We start from the raw sequence: 20,853 nt of genomic DNA on the forward strand, positions 1-20,853 counted from the left end.
CCATAATATGAATTTGCCAAGTAAAAATGATTTTCCTGTAGGCTCCAGATTCTATATCAAAGAATTTGATGTACCACTAGTTCAGATACCAGACGCTAGTCTTTCTAAGTGGTTTAATTGGTTTGGCGGCAAGCCGAAAGAATACGCCCCAGAAGGTTTAAAGCCTGGCAACAATTGGGAAGCAGAGTCATTTAGTGAGTGGCAGAAAATTGTGAAAGAATCACTTTAAACTATGAATTATATTCCGCCTAAAGCTATTGAGTGTTGGAGAGTCGATAATCCAAGGGGAGAATTATATGAAACCTCAATCATGGATAATTATACGGTGATATCGGCATATGGAAGGTATGCTCATTGCTCGGGATGTAAGATAGTTTCATGGCAAGAGTTTCTAAGTGGTGAATTGAATGAGCTCGTTACCAAAACAATGGGGAGTGAAATATTAAATGAAATTCATCATAAATTACGCTCAATCACATAACAAAAAGCTGCAACATGACTCCGTAAGTTGGCGTTATGTGTCATGGTAGATATGGAAACACTTCAAGAAAAAAATAATAAATACGCTAAATACCACAGAAATGATTCTTGGGGTGTCTTTGTAGCATTTACAATCATGTCACCTTTATTATTCAGTTATGGATATGAATTTTTCTATTGGTTTCAGGGTGAAATAATTGAAGTTCCTCATCCCGCTTTTGTGTTAGTTGGAGCATTGTTTTATGGTGGTATAATGGTCGCAATGGGCGATATCATTATATTTCCCAAACTACTCAAAGTATTCTCGCTTATTGCGGTTATGTGCTGGTTTAGCTATTTTTGGGTTGTGCTTAATCTATCTTGGCTTGCTTTTGCACCCTTAGTTCCTGTTTTTATACTTTTACAAATTCAAATGCCAAAAATTAAAGCTAACTCAAACAAATGTGGCGATGACACATAACAAAGCAATAATGAAAAGGACGCAAAAAGCTTAGACCGCGTCACTTCGTTCCTAATTTTAGCCAAGCTTTTCTGCGCCACATATTGCGACTAGGAGCGACAAGCCGAAAGTATTGAGCTAGAAGTTCGCTCAATTTTGATGTGCATGCTGTTTAGAGTATCTTGTAGGAGGTAAATTGATAATACCCAATAAGTTAAAAATGAATGATGAAGTTAGGATAATTGCGCCTTCAAGAAGTTTATCAATTATTGACCAAGAGACGCGAGAAATAGCAAACACAAGGTTTGAAGAGCTTGGCCTCAAATTGTCATTTTCAAAAAACTGTGAGTCGATAGATGATTTTTCGTCTTCATCTATAAAAGAAAGAATTGAAGATTTACATGAAGCATTCCAAGATAAAAAGGTAAAAGCTATCTTTACTGTTATCGGGGGCGATAATGTAAATCAATTACTAAAGTATATTGACTATAATATTGTTAAAAAAAATCCAAAAATTATATGTGGGTATTCTGATACTACAGCTTTATCAAATGCCTTATTTCATAAAACCGGACTAATAACTTACTCAGGGCCTGCATATTCAACTTTTGGGATGCTTAAAGGTATTGATTTTTCAATGAATTATATTAAAAAGTGTTTATTCTCAAGTGATCCTTATGAAGTTAAAAACCCCGAACAATGGAGTGATGATTCATGGTTTTTAGATCAGGAAAAAAGAAGCTTTTATAAAGACAATGGCATAAAAGTTTTAAATCATGGTAAAGCTGAAGGAAAAATACTTGGAGGCAACCTTTGTACTTTAAATCTGCTTCAAGGAACTGAATTTATGCCTGACTTAACAAATTCTGTACTATTTCTTGAAGATGACGAGTTAACATCCCCTTCAAATTTTGACAGAGATCTGCAATCATTAATTCACCAAAAACATTTCGACAGAGTTAAAGGAATAGTCATTGGGAAATTTCAATTAAAGTCAGAAGTATCTGAAGACTTACTTAAAAAGATTATACAATCTAAACAAGAGTTAGAGTCAATTCCGGTGCTTTATAACTTAAACTTTGGACATACAACACCCCATATATGCTTTCCTATTGGTGGACTTGTGAAGATAGATACGAAAAGTCGTAAACAAATAACAATAGAAAAACATTAGGTAAAGAATACTCGAGTAATTAGCTCAATTTCATAATAATTAATGGTTGCGGGTTTAATATCAAGAGTAATGGGATTGCATCGCCCTTGCTTGACTGACTGCTCATTGCAATTTTGAGTAGTTCGGCTTTGATCGAGAAGTAAACATTCGAGGGTTTTCGCATCGATTGTAGGTTTGTTGAGATAACGGACGCTTCAAAACGCTAATAATTAATCATCAATTATACCAAAGGGTTAAATTTCATTCGCTCAAACCCCGTAGCTCAAGTTATGTAAAAACGATTGATTAATAGACGAAAAATAGGCGGCTTCACTCCATCATGAATATAAAAGAGAGGTTAAAATGGAAAATATGAGGCATTATATATTTTGATTTTATGAAAAATGACGTTTTATTTTACCTACACTCAACACATTACTAATGGCTTAACTACTATGAACTCAGCGTTAAAGAATACAATGCGAACATTTATACATTCGGTCTCAGTTATGTGTGCTGCGCTGTTACTGACAAGTTGTGTGAGTTGGATTGCACCAACTGTTAAATCTGAGTTGATAGCGCTTCAAGCGGGCGAATATCAGCTAGACAGTGAACATGCTGCATTAATATTTAAAATCCAACATTTAGGGTTATCAACTTATGTAGGGCGTTTTAATAAATTTGATGCACAACTCAACTTTGATCCTAATAACATGACTGCCGCGTCATTAAACGCAGTGGTGGATATTAGCTCTATTGATATTAATAATGTTGACTTAGCAGAAACCTTACAAAATGACACTTGGTTTAACAGTGAGCGCTTTGCGCAGGCATCATTTACTAGCAACACTGTTACAGTTATATATGATAACAGTTTTAATTTCTCAGGTGATTTAACTCTTAGAGGTGTTACCAAACCTGTGACGTTTAAAGCCACATTTCACGGTGGAGCAGACAACTGGATTACAGGAAAATACACCATTGGTTTTAGCGCGGTCGGTCAAATCAAACGTTCTGACTTTGGCATGGACAGTTATATACCGATTGTTGGGGATCAAATTGACTTAGAAGTTTATGCGGAATTTATTAATGTTGGTAAGCAATAAGAAGTAAGTGATAGCTACTAAATCGTCAATCAGTGAAATTTGCAGATAGAATATAATCCCTGAATGACCGCTAGGGCATATATCAGCTTCTTAAATCTTAACCGGATTGCGGTGAGCATCTAAAATTATATGAAATTAAGCAAATAAAAATAATTCTCAATTTTATGCGATTATTAATTGCGAACCGTTTACGTTTAGATTAATATACAAGCTCGAATGTAATTGAGAGTGGTTTGTATTCATGTATATCTGTTTATGTCACGGTGTGACAGATAAAAAAATTGAACAAACAATCGACGAAGGTGCGACTACAATGCGCGAGCTTTCTAAAGAGCTTAAAGTCGGTAGCCAGTGCGGCAAATGCTGCGGCTGTACTAAAAAGATCCTCAATCGTAAACTTATCCAAATCGCTGATATTACTGAGCAAGTGGCGTAGCTATTGCTGGTGATTGTTTAATCTAAGTGACATTTATCTGTATTATAAAAACTAAAAAAGCAGCCTAAGCTGCTTTTTTTGATATTAACCAAACGTTACATTTGCGACTGCAGGTAGTTTTCAATACCGGTGCTTTTAATTAACTGTTGTTGCGTTTCTAGCCAGTCAATTTGCTCTTCTTGCTCAGATAAAATGTTATCGAGCGCTTCGCGGCTAATATAATCTTTTTTACTTTCAGCAAGTTTGATCGCATCTTTTAGATCAACCAATGAATCTAGTTCAAAACTCATGTTGCAGGCAATCATTTCTTCGCTGTTTTCGCCAATGCGTAAACGGCCAAGATCTTGAAGATTAGGTAAGCCTTCTAAAAATAAAATACGCTCAATTAAACGGTCAGCGTTTTTCATTTTTTGAATCGAGGTTTTGTAATCGGCTTTGTCTAATGCGCTAAAACCAAAATCTTTAAACATACGGGCATGCAAAAAATATTGGTTAATGGCTACTAATTCATTCGCCAGTATTTTATTTAATGCAACAAGAACGTCTTTATCGCCTTTCATAATTTAGCTCCTATTCGCCCATTTGTGATTGGTGATAGTTTTGGCTACCAATTTTATCAATCAAACCAAGTTGTTGTTCAAGCCAGTAAACGTGATCTTCTTCGGTATCGAATAATAGCTTTTCAAGGATCTCACGTGACTGATAGTCTTTTTCTTGCTCACAGACTGCAATTACTTCTTTAACACATTCAACGACTTCAAGCTCTAGGGTTAAGTCATTTTGCATCATTGATTTAACATCATGACCAATAATAAGATCACGGCGTTTGGTCATGTTTGGTACGCCTTCGAGGAATAAAATACGCTTAATTAACCAATCAGCGTGATCTTTTTCTTCTTCCATTTCATGATTAAGGCGTACATAAAGTTTATCTAAACCCCAATCATCGTACATACGTGAGTGGATAAAATATTGATCGATTGCTGCAAGTTCATTTGCAAGCAATGTGTTAAAGCTGTCGATAACTTTTTGATTACCTTTCATAACGGCCTACCTTGAAATTCATAATTGCGACAAGTTTAGTGTAAAATCACAAAATTGCAAGTATTTTCCTTTTAAATCATATGGTTAATATTGCGTGTGATTCTCGTTTAAGTTTGCATTGTTGGTTGCTTTATGAACAGATTGCTATTTATATTTAAGGTTAAAGATGAAATTAAGAAAGGCTCGTTCATTGCACCGCGCAATGAACGAGTTTAATGATGCTTAAAATTTATATTTAACGCCAACAGTTGCTGTTGTTCCTAAACCTTTGATGTTGTAGCCGCCGAATGTATATGACTGAGCACGGGCTGGAAAGTAATCTTCGTTAAATAAGTTCTCGATACCTGCAAACCCTTGCCAGTTATCAGCAAATTGGTATTGGCCAGTTAAGTTAAAAATATTATAATTTTCGACAGGGCCCTGATCGCCCACATATTTGCCATCGTCATTTGCTGCAAAGCGTTTTCTATCGCCGACATACAGGTAACTTAATGTTAGTGACATAGCATCACTAGGTTGCCAGTTTAGGTTAGCTGTCGCTTTTGGTGGGCTGATCTGTTTAGAACCTAAATAAACATCTGCTTCGGTGTTTTTACCTTCAACATAGCTATACGTTGCCAGTAATTTTAGGTTTGCAGAAATTGTATAATCTACCAGTGTTTCGTAGCCCCAAATTTCCTGTGGTGCTCGTACTGGTTCATATACGCCGGTCACTTCATTAAATTTATTGGTTGTGCCAAGTTCAGAGGTACTACGATAGGCGGCAACTTCAATACGTACATTATCAAATTGTGAATTAAAACCAATTTCATAGTTGTCGATGATCGAGGCTTGCGTTTGGATCTGTCCAATATCGTTTACCGTGGCAGCACGCAACAAACGGCCAATGTCTGAAATATCGGAGCCTTGTGAGTAACTTAAAAATGGGCTGAATTTTTCATCAAGGTTGTACTTAATACCAATATTATAGGTTGTCGCATCGTAATCTATAGTGTCGCCTTTAACGTTAATAGGTACTGAGCACTGAGTTGGCGTTTTACATAGTTTAAGTGTGCGGTAGTCGTCTACCGTTAAATCAATGCTTTCTTTGCGAACACCGGCTTTGACAATAAGGTCATCAGCAATCACCCATTTGGTTTGTAAAAAGCCAGCAACACTTTGCATATCTATTTCTGGAACCCAGATACGGCCATCAACAAGTGGCTGCGAAGTCACATCGGTTAATGCATCGATACCATAAATAAATGAGGCTTCGATAGAATCAAAATCTATTAGGGTATTAAATGTTGCGCGTGCGCCTTTTTTCTCAGATCTTATAATTGACTGGCCGCCGTCATAATTTTCGTCTTGATTAGCAAGATTGGGGGAGAAGAAAAACACGTTTTCTATATCTTGCATATAAAGATCTAAGGTCATTTGGGTGTTATCAAATAGCGCGTAGTCTATGTACTTTAGGGTGATATTTTCGTTGCCTTCGGGGCCTTGTGGTTTACCTTGTTTTTGTAATTCAGGTGGTACATGGATTGCGTAGGTTTTTTCGCCTAAGCTGATATCGCCAGCAACATCGCCAAGGTCAGTTTTTTGCTGCGAACTGAAGTAGTTATAACTAAATTGTAGCTGTTTTTCGTCATCAAAATCATAGCCCAATTTAGTAAAGTAGTTTTGTGTAACTGCGTCAGATAAACCATATTGTAAACCGAGTATGTCACCCTGGGCATCGCGTTGTACGCCATTTTCTTCATAGCTGGCAGTAACTAAATAGCTAAATTTGTCAGCACGGCCATTAATGGCTGCTGATAGCCTTGCACCGGCACTTTCCTCAAGTTTTACCGCACTAAAGCGACTCGATAAACTTATTTCACCTTCGGTTTTACCATCACTTTTTGCTTGTTTAGTGATGTAATTAATAATACCGCCTGATGCACCGTTACCGTAAATAGAGGTGGCACCTTTGATCACCTCAATGCGGCCGATGGCACTTGGGTCGAGGCTCTTTATACCTAAAGAGCCATTACGCAGTGGGGTTGATTGCGGCACGCCGTCAATCATTATAAGTGGTGCGCGACCACGCAGCGTTTGCCCGGTATTACTCGAACTACCTGTATCAGGGGCAAGGCCCGGCACCATTTGCGCAAGTAAGCTTTGTAGCTCTGGATTTACTTTTAAATGCTCTTCGATTTGCTGTTGATTGATAATAGTAATTGATGCGGGAACCTCATCAATGCTTTCAAAAACACGGCTACCAGAGACAACCACACGCTCCATTTGCGTATCGGTTAATTGGTTTTTATTGATTGCTTCATCGGCAAAAGTGGCAGTGCTTACAGCGAGGGCTAATAAAGTGAAAGAGGTTTTAAACATGAAGATCCTTTACGACTATGTAATTATGAGATATTGCTGTTTTTATTGGCGCAATAATAAGTGTAAAGAAGTGTAAAGGCAAGGGTATTGATAGTTATTATCAATTGCATTTTGTTTTTTTGCTATTCAAAAAAGTTAAACATCAGCATTATGCTTGCAAAAAATGCCAACCAAAGCGGCGCACTTGCTTGATATTTTCCGACATTAAAAAGTTGATAACAAAAACCAATAAGCAGTAGTAGCTCAATAAGTAGCTGGAGTGGAAAACCCACAAAGGCATAAATGATTCCTATCACTGAGAGAAAGCTATTACCTGATAGTTTGCTCAAGGTGCCAGTAAAAAACTCGGCTGCTATAAAAAAGCACAAGTGGTTGATTATAAATAATAATAGAACACTTTTCATAGCTCTCGTCCTTAAGCTTTTTTCCTGATGCGCTAATAAGTGATTAATTCCATGTAATTGGTACGATTAATTTTAGGAGCTAAAATAGGAAAAATAAAGCAACGTCACTTGTTTAAAGTATGAGTTGCTACAAGGCAAAAAGTACATTTACATCGAGTCAGGAACGGCAGTTATTTGAAAGGTAAGGGTGGCATGAGTTGATCTGACAGTGTTACTGGTGGTGTGAACTTAAAGTTATTGTTCAACATCACCAGTGCGAGCTGATTTATTAAAACGTTATAATGCTGAGTTATCTATAATGGCGTTTATACCAAAAGTAACCCCCGCTGATAGTAAAAAAAGCAGGCAATAGTGCAACCAATAGCCATAAAATTTGCACCAGAAAGCCGGCAAAATCGCCAATATGAAATTTATATTTAAAATTCCACGCGCGAGTTGTGAGGTTGGCTTTTGAGGCATCGTAAGATTGCAGTACTTGACCGGTGTATTGATCGGCCCATACCCAACTATAAGCATGACTTTCATCAGGGTTTCTTACTCTAAGTGCAACTGGGTCGCTGGCTTTTTTAGGCAAATAGATACGAAATAATTCAGCCTCAGGAAATACGGCTAATGCGTTTTGTATAGCCACTGCAAAGTTATCGCCATTGATTATATTTGGCACCTCGAGTTCCGGCGCTTTAGGGCGTGCCTCTACATTATTTTGTGTTACAAACTCAAGCACTGCTTTGGTCTCGTCTTTCCAGTGAAATGCCATACCAGTAAAGGCAATTAAAATAAGAGGGATAAACAGATACATGCCAATCACTGTATGGAGTTGGTAAAGCAAAATACGTAATTTAGTCTTGGGTTTTATTACTAAACGTTTTAGGCGATTTTTAGGTTTAAGCCACATGTATACGCCAACGAATATATTGATAATAAAAATTAACGCACAGATAGAGACCCAATTGCGCAGCGGCTTTTTGCCATCTGTATCTTGGTATAATAGCCAACGATGAACGGCCATGGTAAAGCCATACACTGTACTGTAATAATCATATTTGAGCAGTACTTGTCCGGTATATGGGTTAACGCTGATATAGTTTTTATCAGCAAGCTGGGCTTGCCATGCAACAGTGGGCTGCTGCTCTGGCATAAGTAAAGTGACATTTTGTTTGGAGTGAACAGCCAGCGTATTGATAAGCACCGGATAGGCCAGTGGTGTTGATTGCGGGGTTACTGTCCAATATTGCGGGTTAATGATTTGCTGAATGTCTTTTGCGTAAATTAAAATAGCGCCGGTGATGCTTAAACAGATCAAAAACAGTCCACTAACTAATGTCAGTATTAAATGAGTACGGCGTAACCACAGCTTTAACAACACAGATATCCTATGATATTTATAAAAATAAAGATGCGATGATAAATGAGAACGCGAGCTGTTTTCAATAAAAATACGATTAAATGCAATTATGAGCTCGCATCATGGTTTGTTATTGTGGCTGTTTATATTCAATAATACATTGCTCAATAGCAAATTCATGGTGTAAATAGTCTTTAATTGCGTCAATATCAAGTGGCTGAGTAGCTATGATCACCAGTTCACAACAGGTCGTTTTCTCATCAATTTGCCAGGCTTTAATGCTGTGTACTTGGCTAATTGTAAAGTGCTTTTGTAACGCATTAGTGATTGCTTCACGATTAAAGTTATTGGGCGCAGCTTGCATAAGAATTTTGCAACTTTCAATCAGTAGTAATAGCCCGTGATAAATTACATATGCCGAAATGAATACTGTGGCAATCAAATCAACAATATACCATTGATAGAGAATAATTAAGGTACCAGCCACAATTACCACGATCGAGGCCATAGCATCAGACACATTATGAATAAATGCAGCGCGAATATTCATGCTATTTTTTGCCCCCGCACGAAAGGTCAACACCGCCGTCGCAACATCAATTACTAGTGCTAATGCTGCCACCCACACTACAATCCAGCCATCGATTGGGGTTGGGTTAAAATAGCTGTCAATGGCTTCTAGTATTAAAAATCCACCAATAATGATTAAGGTGCTGCTGTTTAACAATGTGGCTAAAATTTCTGCACGTTTATAACCAAAATGATAGTGCTCGTTAGCGGGTTTATTACCAATTCTACGGGCGATTAATGCGATAAAAATAGCCGCTGCATCACTGAGATTATGCAATGCATCGGCAATTAAAGACAGACTGCCAGAGATAAGACCGCCAACAACTTGGGCAATAGTAAGTAGCACATTGATAAAAACAGCGAAGCCTAGCTGGCGATCACTTTGGTCGTCATTGTGATGACTATGAGAATGTTGATGAGCCATATTGAGTATTGCCTAAGTTGTTATTATATTGATACTACAATACTAAATGAGCATTGGTGAATTAGCCAGCGGCATAAAGTTGGCATCTGTCGCGAGCGGCTAAGCACTTCTCAGTAACGAAAAGATGTGTTAAGTTAGCTTGGAAATCGTTCAAAGGATATATTGCTTGAAGCAAATAGTGTTGTTAGTTTTAGCGTTTGTACTACTTCAGCCTGTGCTGGATAGTTTTGACGTGGCTGATCATAACACTGCTATTAATGTAACCTCGCAATTATTACATCAACAAAGTCAATTAGACGAACACTGCTCTGTCAATAACGATCATGATATTCATCAACTGCAGCATCAGCAATTAAGCCAAGCCTTAGCTGATAACGCCGATGATGCGCATTGTCATGTATGTCATATCCCTGCATTTTTTACTGAGCCGTGGCAGCAACATGTCAATTTACCAAGCTACGGCATTATTAGTTTGAACGCCCCTGCATTTAATTCGCGTCTGCTTATTCCTGATCTACGCCCTCCAATTACTCACTCACTAAGTTAATTTTTAGCTGGCCAACATCATGGTCACCGATTTATTTAGTAAGAGTATATGTTATGAATTTATACAAACCATTTGGGTTTGCTTGTCTGTGTGCGACTGTATTAGCTGCACCACCCGCATTGGCTGCGCCAACGCATAATACCGCCGATTTAACCTGGTTGTTGTTGCAATTAAAACAACACCCAAATTTACAGGCTGATTTTCAGCAGCTGCAAAGTGCCACTGCATCTGTGCGAGCCGCAGGGCAATCTCTATATAATCCAAACCTTGAGTCGAGTATTGAAAAAGAAGGCGATGCTAATAATTTTAGTATTGGGCTGAGCCAAACACTTGATATTAATGATCAACAACAGGCACAACATAGTGCGGCGCAACTTACATTGGTTGCGCAGCAGCAGCGTTTGCAATTAACATATTTACAATTAGTTGAACAAACCCTGATTGCGCTTATCAATTGGCGCAGTAGTAAAGCAGCTTTTCAGTTAGCGCAACAGCAAGAGCAGCAATTAGAGCGTTTAGTTACCGTGGTTAAGCGCCGTCGAGCGGCCGGAGAAGTCGGGTTGCTGGATGAACAATTAGCGTTGTACTCACTATCAGAAATTTTGAATCAAACCGCCCAACAAGCCAGTGCTTATGCAGATGCTAAATTAGCTGTGCAGGCACTGTTACCAACGTGGCACGAAGATGGGCAGCTGACACCTGAACAGTTACTCAGTGGTATTAAACTCACTACAGATACTGAAAATGTGGTCCAACACCCACAACTTTTGCTGGTGAAATCACAATGGCAACAACAGCGTCAGCAAGTAAAGGTGATCAAAGCAGAACGAGCCGTCAAACCAACCATTGGGCTTGTAGCAGGTAAAAATGGTGATGATAACCTTGTCTCTGTGAGTTTTTCTATGCCGCTGAATATAGTGAATAATTTTAGCGATGAATACCAAGCCGCTGAATTTACGGTGATGTCAAAAGAAGCCGAATATCAAGCTTTAAAGCGCACTATGACGTTTCAAGCACAAGCTAGTAAAGAGGTGATGCAAGCGTACGCTCAGCGCGTTAAGCGTTGGCAGTCGATTAACCAAGCAAATGCAGATAGCAGCCTTGCGTTGATAGAGCAACAATGGCAAAGCGGTGATATCAGTACCGCTGAGTACTTAACCATGCGCCAACAGCGTATTTCAGGATTACTTGCTGGCATTGAAATTGTTCAGCAGAGCCAACTGGCGAGTGTGAATTGGTTAAAGCAAAGTGGTCAACTTAGCCATTATATTTCTACCTTTACGGATCCCCTAACTGATGGAGCTGCACTATGACGCGCTTAAAAATTATTCTTTCTGCTCTGCTATTTATTTTTAGCAATTTAGGGCAGGCAACCACTGTTGCACAACAAAAGTTTGATGATACAAAAACAGGTCATCAACACAGTGAAGATGCACCGCACGCTCATACACCAGATGCAGCCCTTGATCATAGTGCTACCACAGCAGTACAACAGAGTGAGAATGTTGAACATGATCAAGCCGGCGGGGTACGTTTAACCCCGACACAAATGCGTTTAGCAAATGTGCAGATCAGCCCATTAGTGAAGCGCACTTATCAAGCGCAGTTGTATGCCCCTGGTGAAATCAAAGCTAATGGTTATAGCAGTTATGTGTTGTCGCCACGGGTAGATTCAATTGTGGTGAAACGTCACGCAACCTTAGGACAACATATTCAAGTAGGCGCACCGTTAGTGACTTTATTTAGTGCCGAGGTCGCCAGTGCACAAACCACTTATCGATTAGCTAAAGCACAGTGGCAGCGGGTGCAAAAAATGGGCAAAGGTACGGTGAGCGAAAAACGCTTACTCACAGCCAAGGCCGAATATGAAGTGGCTCACAGTCAACTTGTGGCGTTTGGTTTATCGGCTAAAGCAATTGCGCAAAGTGCGGTCAGCCCAGCCGATAAACTGGGGGAGTACACATTATTTGCTGGTACGTCAGGGGCTGTGCTCAGTGATAATTTTGCACAAGGGCAGCGGGTCGATGCGGGAATTGAACTGATGCTGATTGCTGATGAAAGTCTACTGTGGGTTGAAGCGCAATTGTCGGCAAATCAAACCATTAATATTGATACAGGGACAATAGCGCAAGTGAAAGTGAATCAATTCACATACCCAGCCAAGGTGATCCAAGAAGCACACACTATAGATCAGATCACTCGTTCACGGATTGTGCGTTTAAGTGTACAAAACAGCCAGCATCAATTACACCCAGGGATGTTTAGTGACGTGTATTTTGAATTTTCAACTGAGCAACAAGTGTTGGCAGTACCAGAGCAAGCTCTACTTAGGAACCCAGATGGTGATTGGGCGGTATATGTGCAAGATGAAGACGGTGAACTTATAGCAACTGAAATTGAACGTGGCCGACGGTTTGGTCAGCTTCGTGAAATTAAAGGATTAGCTGAGGGCACTAAAGTCGTTACTCAAGGAGCATTTTTTGTCGCATCAGAACAAGCTAAAGGCGGTTTTGATCCGCACAACCATTAGGAGCTAACACTATGTTTAATAATATAATAGATAGTGCGATTGCTAATCGACTACTGGTTTTGCTGACTCTTTGTGTATTAATTGTCACCAGTGTTGTGGTGATCCCAAAACTCAACCTTGATGCTTTTCCAGATGTTACCAATGTGCAAGTGGCTGTTAATACCGAAGCACCAGGTTTGGCTGCCGTTGAAGTTGAGCAGCTGATCACTTACCCAATTGAAGCGGTCATGTATGCATTACCTGATGTAGAGCAAGTTCGTTCGATTTCTAAAACGGGGCTTTCTGGTGTTACCGTGGTTTTTAAAGAAGGGGTGGATATCTATTTTGCCCGCCAACTGGTATTTGAGCGTTTGCAAGCAGCGAAAGAACTGATCCCGGACGGGATTGGCTTGCCAGAAATGGGCCCGAATACGTCAGGGCTCGGGCAGGTTTACCAATACTTATTAGCGGCATCACCTGAGTCTGGCTTGGATAGTATGGCGCTGCGCAGCTTAAACGATTGGATTGTCAAATTGCTTATTCTACCTGTTGATGGGGTTACCGAAGTACTATCGTTCGGTGGTGATGTGCGTCAATACCAAGTAAATCTTAACCCAAATAAGTTATTGGCTTATCAGCTCGAACAACAACAAGTGGTAACTGCACTGGAAGAAAACAACACTAATGTAGGTGGCTGGTATATGAACCGCGGCCAAGAGCAGTTAGTTATTCGTGGAACAGGTTGGTTTAATGCCGGCACACTAGGGCTGCAAGAAATAGCACAAACGCCATTGAAAACCATCAATGGCACAGTGATCACCATTGCCGATGTGGCAGAGGTGACGCTTGGCAGTGAAATTCGCCAAGGTGCCGCTACGATGAGTAAAAAAGATGGTCAAGGTAATGTGCAATCATTAGGTGAAGTGGTGACAGGGGTGGTATTAAAACGCATTGGTGCAAATACCAAGCAAACCATTGATGGTATTAGCGCGCGGATTGCGATGATCAATCAAGCACTACCAGAGGGGGTAACGTTTGAACCGTTATATGACCAAGCTGATTTGATCACCAAAGCGGTTGATACTGTGGTAGATGCCTTGCTACTAGCGTTTGTATTTATTGTGGTTGTGCTGGCGTTGTTTTTAATGAATTTACGGGCCACATTATTGGTTTTATTGTCTATACCAATCTCCATTAGTATGGCTTTATGTGTCATGTCGTGGTTAGGGCTCTCGGCTAATTTGATGTCACTCGGTGGTATTGCTGTGGCAATTGGTATGCTGGTGGATGGCTCGGTGGTTATGGTGGAAAATATTTTTCGTCACTTAACTAACAATACTCATGCTGATCACTCACCGGCTAAATTGATCACTATGGCGGCTAAAGAAGTTGCCAGGCCGGTATTTTTTGCTGCACTAATTATTTTAGTGGTGTTTATGCCGCTGTTTAGTTTTGAAGGCGTAGAAGCTAAATTATTCCAGCCAATGGCTATAAGTATCATGTTAGCCATTATTTCTGCTGTGATTGTTGCGCTAGTAATCGTGCCAGCAATGGCAGTGTATTTATTTTCTAAAGGTGTCACAGTTAGGCGCAGTGTATTACTTGAACCGTTAGATAAAACTTATCAAACATGTTTACGCTGGGCAATGAACGCACGTAAAACGGTGATCTCGCTGGCGGGAATATTAGTGGTGATTGCTGGTATCTTATTGCCGCAACTAGGCACTGAGTTTGTGCCAGAGCTTGAAGAAGGCACTATTAACTTACGGGTAACACTGGCACCTTCGGCAAGCTTGGATACAGCATTAATGGTCGCTCCTAAGTTGGAAGCGATATTATTGGCCTTTCCTGAAGTTGAGTATGCACTTAGCCGAATTGGTCGCCCAGAAGTCGGGGGGGATCCAGAGCCAGTTAATAATATTGAAATTTACTTAGGTTTAAAGCCAGTGAGTGAATGGCAATCAGCTGCTAATCGTGCACAACTGCAAGTGTTAATGGAACAAAAATTAGCGCAGTTTCCTGGTTTATTGTTTAACTTTTCACAGCCGATAGCCACGCGGGTGGATGAGCTACTCTCAGGGGTGAAAGCGCAACTAGCGATTAAGCTGTTTGGTGCTGATTTAGATGTGTTAGTCGCTAAAGGGCAGCAAATTGAGCAAGCTGTAAAAGGTGTTGCTGGCGCTAAAGATGTGGCAATGGAACAAATTGCTGGTGAAGCACAATTAGTGATAAAACCGAACCGCTTAGCACTTTCTCGCTATGGTTTATCTGTGGGGGATTTAATGTCGATAGTGCAAGATGGCATTGGCGGCACTGCGGCAGGGCAAATTATTAATGCCAATGAGCGGTATGATATTTATGTGCGCATTGGGGCAGAGTTTCGTGACAGCCCAGAAGCCATTGCAGACCTGCGTTTATTATCACCGACAGGTGCCGTGGTTAGGGTTGGGGATGTCGCAACGGTTAATATTGAATCTGGTCCGCCACAAGTGCGTCGTGATGACGTTCAGCGCCGAGTAGTGATCCAAGCCAATGTACAAGGGCGCGATATGGGCTCAGTCGTCGCGGATATTCGCCTTGCCATAGCTGAGCAAGTTGATTTACCGTCAGGTTATAGCATTAGTATTGGCGGTCAATTTGAAAACCAACAACGTGCGCAGCAGCGTTTATCTATCGTGGTGCCTATTTCGCTGGCTTTGATTGCATTACTTTTGTATTTTGCATTTGGCTCGATAGGCCAAGCATTGCTGATTTTAGTCAATGTGCCGTTAGCTGTTATTGGTGGTGTGGTTGCACTTTACGTATCAGGGCAATATTTATCAGTGCCAAGCTCTGTGGGTTTTATTACCTTGTTTGGGGTAGCTGTGCTTAACGGCGTGGTGATGGTTGAGAGTATTAATAATCGCGTTAAAGCGGGAGATAGTCTACAAAGCGCAGCATTTAATGGCGCACTATCTCGGCTGCGACCCGTACTAATGACGGCGTTAACCTCAGCGCTTGGTTTGATACCCATGTTGATATCAACAGGGATCGGCGCTGAAATTCAAAAACCATTAGCAACGGTTATTGTTGGCGGATTATTTACCGCAACCTTTCTTACTTTATTTGTATTGCCGGTACTCTACGCTCAATTTAGTCAGCAGTTTTATCGTGTCAATGGGAATAAAAACTAGCTCTACTGCAGTACCTTACACAAGGCGCATAAACTTGCGTCTTGTGTTATTTAGTGCATTAATATATGTAAGTAAGTGTCTAAAACAATAAAAAGTTGATTATGGAAATACAATGCTGAATAGCCTGTTAAAAAATAAAAGCCAATCTATACGGACGAAACTGATTGTTACTTTTATTGTCATTGCGCTAGCGCCATTGTGTTTACTGTCGTGGTTTAGTTTACAACATGTTATTGATTCTCTGGAGCAAAGTGCTGAGGTGCAACTAGTTGAATTGAGTAGTATAGGTAAGCAATTTGCTGATATCTGGTTTGCAGATCATATTAAAGATTTGTACCTGTTAAATGATCAACTCAGCCATAAGCAGTTGGATAAACAATCACTAATCAACGAATTTGTTGCGCGCTATGACTTTGTAAATGACATTGATATTATTATTGACCCTCTTAATCGTACTAATTTAGTTAATAATGCTGCATTCTCTGAGTTAGATAGCGAACAGCTAAACGCTATGCTTACCGATTTAGAGCGAGGCGCAGCGAGTGTATTTATCTCAACGCAAGCAAAGCCGCAACGACACTTTGTGGTGTTGTCAGTAACCAATACCCAACAGATATTAAACTCTATTATTTTGGTTGAGGTTAATTTTCAAGGGTTGCTCGAAAACTTAGCTCATGTTCATGAAAATAATGAAGAGTTGACCTTTCATATTATCAAAAGTGGCGTTGTACAAGATGCAACGCACTCCTCACTTTCTGAGATGTTAAGTAAGCATTTAGCAAAGTTTGATCATGTCTTTACTTATCATAAAAGTGATAACACCAAGCACTACGCGATACTTACACAATTAAACTTTGCTAGTGCAACTGATTGGCAACTACTGGTGGAAAAGCCTGCGGTGGTTATGCTCAAAGGCGCCACTACTTATAAAAAAGCGGCGATGTTAGTTAATATTATTGCTTTATTCGTCATTCTGGTGCTGTCGTGGTGGTTCGCTCGGCGGCTATCACGGCCACTTATTTCGCTTGCTAGGGCATCGACTGAGATTAGCAATGGTTCGCGAAGCCGCATACCTATTTTAGCGGATAGCAGTGAACTGCAGCAGTTGTCGATTGACCTCGATCATCTGGTTAGTAGTAAATTACAGCAGCAATCAAGGTTGCAAATGCAAAGTGAAGCACTGCAATTAGCACTTAAGCAACTAGCGGAACAAAAAAGCGCACTTGATGAACATGCAATTGTTGCAGTGACCGATATCAAGGGCACGATCACCTTTGTTAATAAGAAATTTTGTGAGATCAGCGGTTACTGCGAAAGTGAATTGTTAGGAAAAAATCACCGTATTTTAAACTCCGGGACTCACCCTAAAGATTTTTTTAAAGGCATGTATAAAACCTTAATCGCAGGCAATGTATGGCATGACCAAATCTGTAATCGAGCAAAAAATGGTGACTTTTATTGGGTCGATACCACCGTAGCGCCTTTTTTAGATGAGCATGGGCAACCGCAAAGTTATATTGCTATACGCACAGACATTACCGCATTGAAATTACAAGAATTTGAACTCGAACAGCATAAAACACAATTGCAATTAGTGCTGGACAGCACTGCAGTAGGGATCTGGGACTGGTATGTAGATACCGGCAAAGCATATTTTAATAACCGCTGGGCGAGTATTATCGGCTATAAATTAGAAGAACTACAACCAACTGATTTTAATACATGGAACAAATATACTCATCCAGATGATCTTGTTACTTCAGGGCAGCTTTTAGAACAGCATTTTGCGGGTGAGAGCGATTATTATGTCTGCGAAGTTCGTATGTTGCATCGTCTCGGACATTGGGTGTGGGTACTGACCACAGGACGTATCGTTGAGCGCAATAGTGATGGCTCTGCAAAACGAATGATAGGTACTCATCTTGATATTACAGAGCGAAAAGAAACAGAAGCACAATTGCAATTGAGTCGCGACCGATTTGTGTCTCTGGTTGGCAATATTCCAGGCATTGTGTATCGATGTAAATACGATGCCCAATGGAGCATGCTCTATCTGAGTGAACAAACAAAAGTTATTACCGGCTATGAACCAAGTGATTTAGTTGATAATCATAAGCTGAGCTTCATTGAATTAATTCACCCGGATGATGTCTCAAGCGTGGCAGAGAAAGTGAGAGTCGATGTTGATGCTCGTCAGCCATGGTCATTAGAATACCGTTTGGTCGCTTCTGACGGCAGTATTCATTGGGTACATGAAAAAGGTCAAGCAGTGTATGATCAGGCTGGCAAAGTATTGTATTTAGATGGTTTTATTCATGATATAACCGAACGTTATCATACTCAATCAACACTTTATCGCCAACAAAGTTTACTTGAAGCAATGAGTAAACAAGGCCAAATTGGTGCCTGGGAAGTGGATTTAGAAGCACAGACTATGTACTGGTCCGATGAAGTCAAAGCAATTCATGAAGTCGCCGATGACTACCAGCCAGTAATAGGGCAAGCTCTTGATTTTTATAAGCAAGGTGAACATCGTGATAAAATTAGCGAACTGTTTGAAGATGCTGTTCTTAATGGTAACAGCTGGGAAATTGAGTTAATCCTTGTCACAGCGTTAGGCAATGAAAGGTGGGTTAAGTCGATAGGCCAAGTTGAATTTAAAAATGAACGTTGCGTGCGTGTGTATGGTTCATTTCAAAATATTGATACTTATAAACATCTCGAATTAGAGAGTAAAAAAGCCAACCAATATAATAAAAACCTAGCGAGTTTAACCGTCTCACCTGAGTTATTGGCAGGTAATTTCGATGTAGTAAAAAATTTAGTGACGCAGTCAATGTGTGAAGTACTTGATGTGCAACGCTCAGCAGTGTGGGTGTTTGATGAAGCTAGCGATGAAATGACGTGCGTGAGTTTATTTATCGATGATCAAGGTTTTGTTGAGCAGCCTTTAGTGCTTAAAGCGAGTGAATTTCCCGCTTATTTCAAAGCAATATTTGCACAAGGTTTAGTGGCAATTAATGATGTTAATAGCCATCCTGCAACCGCCGAATTGATTGACACTTACACAACACCATTAAATATTAATTCGATGCTCGATGCCGTTATATCTACCGGTGAGGGTATATTAGGAGTGCTATGTGCGGAAAGTGTCGGTAGCTATCGCTGTTGGAGCCAAAATGAAGAAACCTATTTACGCTCTTTAGCGACATTAGTGGGCAGCGTGTTAATGTCGCAAAGGCGCAAGCAAACCGCCCAAGAGCTGAAAATTGCATTAGTCAAAGCCAATGCTGCTGCAACAGCAAAAAGTCAATTTTTAGCAACCATGAGTCATGAAATCCGTACCCCAATGAATGGGGTGTTGGGTATGCTTGAGCTGATCGAACTTGAAGCGTTGACCAAGCCGGTGCGAACGAAAGTCGCGATAGCAAAAAATAGCGCGCATTCTTTATTGTCGGTGATCAATGATATTTTAGATTTTTCGAAAGTTGAAGCCGGTAAAATCGAGCTAGAAAGTATCAACTTCAATGTCTGTAATTTACTCGGAGAGGTGGCGGAATCTCAAGCCCTTGCGGCGCAAGATAAAGATATCGAAATCATTATTGATTTAGTGGCTGTGACACCGGTGCAATTTAAAGGCGATCCGGGGCGTATTCGCCAAGTGCTGACCAATTTACTGAGTAACGCTGTTAAGTTTACTGCGCAAGGTGAAGTAGTGATCCGCGCATCAGTAACTCCTATTGAACAACAATATCAGCTCAGTATTAATGTAAAAGACTCTGGCATCGGAATTGATCTAACCAAGCAAAAAGATTTATTCAGCCCATTTTCGCAAGTAGATGCCTCGACTACGCGTGAATATGGCGGCACTGGATTAGGTTTGGCGATTAGTAAACAATTGTGTGAGTTAATGGGTGGAGAAGTAACGTTAGTCAGTGAGGTAGGGCATGGTTGTGAGTTTACCGCGACAGTGATGCTAGAGGCGGGAAGTGACACTGAGCGTAGTATACCGACCATAGATATGACCAAGCTCACTATATTGGTGGTTGATGATAACGAAACCAATCGGATTGTGATAAGCCAACAGCTTGCTCATTGGGGTGCAAAAGTTGAGCTTGCTTGTAATGCAGCACAAGCCTTGCAGTTATGTAAAAAGCGCCTTGCAGATAAACTTAATTTGTATGATATTGCCGTGTTGGATATGCAAATGCCAGGAATGGATGGCTTAGCACTGTGTCGAAAATTAAAAGCCGATGATGATTTTAAAGCAATGCCATTAGTAATGATGACCAGTATTGCTGGCATGGAAGGAGTACAACGTTTTAGCGATGCAGGGTTCCAAGCGTATTTTCCAAAACCTATCACTACGGCTGATTTGATCAGTGCCATGGCGGTGATCGCTCATGGTGGTAGCGCCGATTTACCTTTAGTGACATCAAGTTATATATCCTCACTGCGTAGTGATCAGCATAGAGCAAATAGCCATATTTTATTGGTTGAAGACAATCCGATTAACCAGCAAGTATCTAAACTAATGTTAAGTAAACTGAATTTTACCGTAACGCTAGCGGAGAATGGTCAGCAAGCCCTTGATATTTTAGCGAAAGTACCTGCAGAACACTTTAATTTAGTGCTCATGGACTGCCAAATGCCGGTGCTGGATGGATTTGACGCTACTCGCGCAATTCGTGCCGGTGAGGCGGGTGCTAAACATCAACAGATCACAATTATTGCACTCACAGCCAATGCAATGGATGAAGACAAACAGCTGTGTTTAGCGTCTGGAATGGATGACTACTTGGCTAAACCAATTCAACTACAAATATTAAAAGATAAACTAGATCAGTATTAAACAATGCAGT

16 protein-coding genes are annotated in these 20,853 nt (G+C 40.3%); 10 read left to right on the top strand and 6 right to left on the bottom strand.

From position 1 onward, the window contains the following. Positions 1–7: 7 nt before the first annotated feature. The 5 genes from PSR9079_RS00865 to PSR9079_RS00890 all read left to right on the top strand — a co-directional run bounded on the left by PSR9079_RS00865 (position 8) and on the right by PSR9079_RS00890 (position 3,614). A complete protein-coding gene (locus PSR9079_RS00865) occupies positions 8–229 on the top strand; it encodes a hypothetical protein (protein WP_149980072.1) in 222 nt (73 codons plus the stop codon). A gap of 303 nt (positions 230–532) precedes the next feature. Beyond that, positions 533–940: a hypothetical protein gene (locus PSR9079_RS00875; RefSeq protein ID WP_149980074.1), complete on the top strand. Its 408-nt coding sequence runs from the start codon at positions 533–535 to the stop codon at positions 938–940. A gap of 199 nt (positions 941–1,139) precedes the next feature. Continuing rightward, positions 1,140–2,093 carry a S66 family peptidase gene (locus PSR9079_RS00880; RefSeq protein WP_149980075.1) on the top strand — a complete coding sequence of 318 codons (954 nt, stop codon included), beginning with the start codon at positions 1,140–1,142 and terminating at the stop codon, positions 2,091–2,093. 458 nt (positions 2,094–2,551) lie between these two features. Next, the gene (locus PSR9079_RS00885) at positions 2,552–3,178 is read left to right on the top strand and encodes a YceI family protein (RefSeq protein WP_246175463.1); all 627 of its coding nucleotides are present in this window, start codon (positions 2,552–2,554) and stop codon (positions 3,176–3,178) included. A gap of 241 nt (positions 3,179–3,419) precedes the next feature. Next, positions 3,420–3,614 (top strand): (2Fe-2S)-binding protein, encoded by a 195-nt coding sequence (locus PSR9079_RS00890; RefSeq protein WP_145236256.1) that lies wholly within the window; start codon positions 3,420–3,422, stop codon positions 3,612–3,614. Positions 3,615–3,709: 95 nt separating this feature from the next. Here the strand turns inward: PSR9079_RS00890 and bfr (PSR9079_RS00895) are convergent, their stop codons facing one another. The 6 genes from bfr (PSR9079_RS00895) to PSR9079_RS00920 form a co-directional block, all read right to left on the bottom strand. Beyond that, positions 3,710–4,174 (bottom strand): bacterioferritin, encoded by a 465-nt coding sequence (bfr, locus tag PSR9079_RS00895; RefSeq protein WP_145236253.1) that lies wholly within the window; start codon positions 4,172–4,174, stop codon positions 3,710–3,712. 10 nt (positions 4,175–4,184) lie between these two features. Continuing rightward, positions 4,185–4,658, bottom strand: a complete 474-nt coding sequence (bfr, locus tag PSR9079_RS00900) for a bacterioferritin (protein ID WP_149980077.1) — start codon at positions 4,656–4,658, stop codon at positions 4,185–4,187. Between the two features lie 222 nt (positions 4,659–4,880). Continuing rightward, a complete protein-coding gene (locus PSR9079_RS00905; protein ID WP_149980078.1) occupies positions 4,881–7,019 on the bottom strand; it encodes a TonB-dependent receptor in 2,139 nt (712 codons plus the stop codon). 122 nt (positions 7,020–7,141) lie between these two features. Further along, entirely contained in the window at positions 7,142–7,423 is a 282-nt protein-coding gene (locus PSR9079_RS00910; protein ID WP_149980079.1) for a hypothetical protein, read from the bottom strand. A 289-nt stretch (positions 7,424–7,712) separates the two neighbouring features. Further along, entirely contained in the window at positions 7,713–8,786 is a 1,074-nt protein-coding gene (locus tag PSR9079_RS00915) for a PepSY-associated TM helix domain-containing protein (RefSeq protein ID WP_149980380.1), read from the bottom strand. A 112-nt stretch (positions 8,787–8,898) separates the two neighbouring features. Beyond that, a complete protein-coding gene (locus PSR9079_RS00920; RefSeq protein ID WP_149980080.1) occupies positions 8,899–9,762 on the bottom strand; it encodes a cation diffusion facilitator family transporter in 864 nt (287 codons plus the stop codon). A 166-nt stretch (positions 9,763–9,928) separates the two neighbouring features. Here PSR9079_RS00920 and PSR9079_RS00925 point away from each other — a divergent pair, with 166 nt between their 5' ends. From PSR9079_RS00925 to PSR9079_RS00945, 5 genes are all read left to right on the top strand, one after another. Then, positions 9,929–10,309, top strand: a complete 381-nt coding sequence (locus tag PSR9079_RS00925; RefSeq protein WP_149980081.1) for a hypothetical protein — start codon at positions 9,929–9,931, stop codon at positions 10,307–10,309. A gap of 53 nt (positions 10,310–10,362) precedes the next feature. Beyond that, the gene (locus tag PSR9079_RS00930) at positions 10,363–11,622 is read left to right on the top strand and encodes a TolC family protein (RefSeq protein ID WP_149980082.1); all 1,260 of its coding nucleotides are present in this window, start codon (positions 10,363–10,365) and stop codon (positions 11,620–11,622) included. Beyond that, on the top strand, positions 11,619–12,839 hold the full coding sequence (locus tag PSR9079_RS00935; RefSeq protein ID WP_149980083.1) for an efflux RND transporter periplasmic adaptor subunit: 1,221 nt from the start codon (positions 11,619–11,621) through the stop codon (positions 12,837–12,839). Before PSR9079_RS00930 ends, PSR9079_RS00935 begins: the two co-directional genes overlap by 4 nt. A gap of 11 nt (positions 12,840–12,850) precedes the next feature. Further along, entirely contained in the window at positions 12,851–15,991 is a 3,141-nt protein-coding gene (locus PSR9079_RS00940; RefSeq protein WP_149980084.1) for an efflux RND transporter permease subunit, read from the top strand. A 112-nt stretch (positions 15,992–16,103) separates the two neighbouring features. After that, positions 16,104–20,843, top strand: coding sequence for a PAS domain-containing protein (locus PSR9079_RS00945; protein WP_149980085.1), 4,740 nt, complete (start codon positions 16,104–16,106; stop codon positions 20,841–20,843). Positions 20,844–20,853 lie beyond the last annotated feature (10 nt).

Origin of the sequence: Pseudoalteromonas rhizosphaerae, assembly GCF_902498845.1 — a bacterium.
GTDB classification, from domain to species: Bacteria; Pseudomonadota; Gammaproteobacteria; order Enterobacterales; family Alteromonadaceae; genus Pseudoalteromonas; species Pseudoalteromonas rhizosphaerae.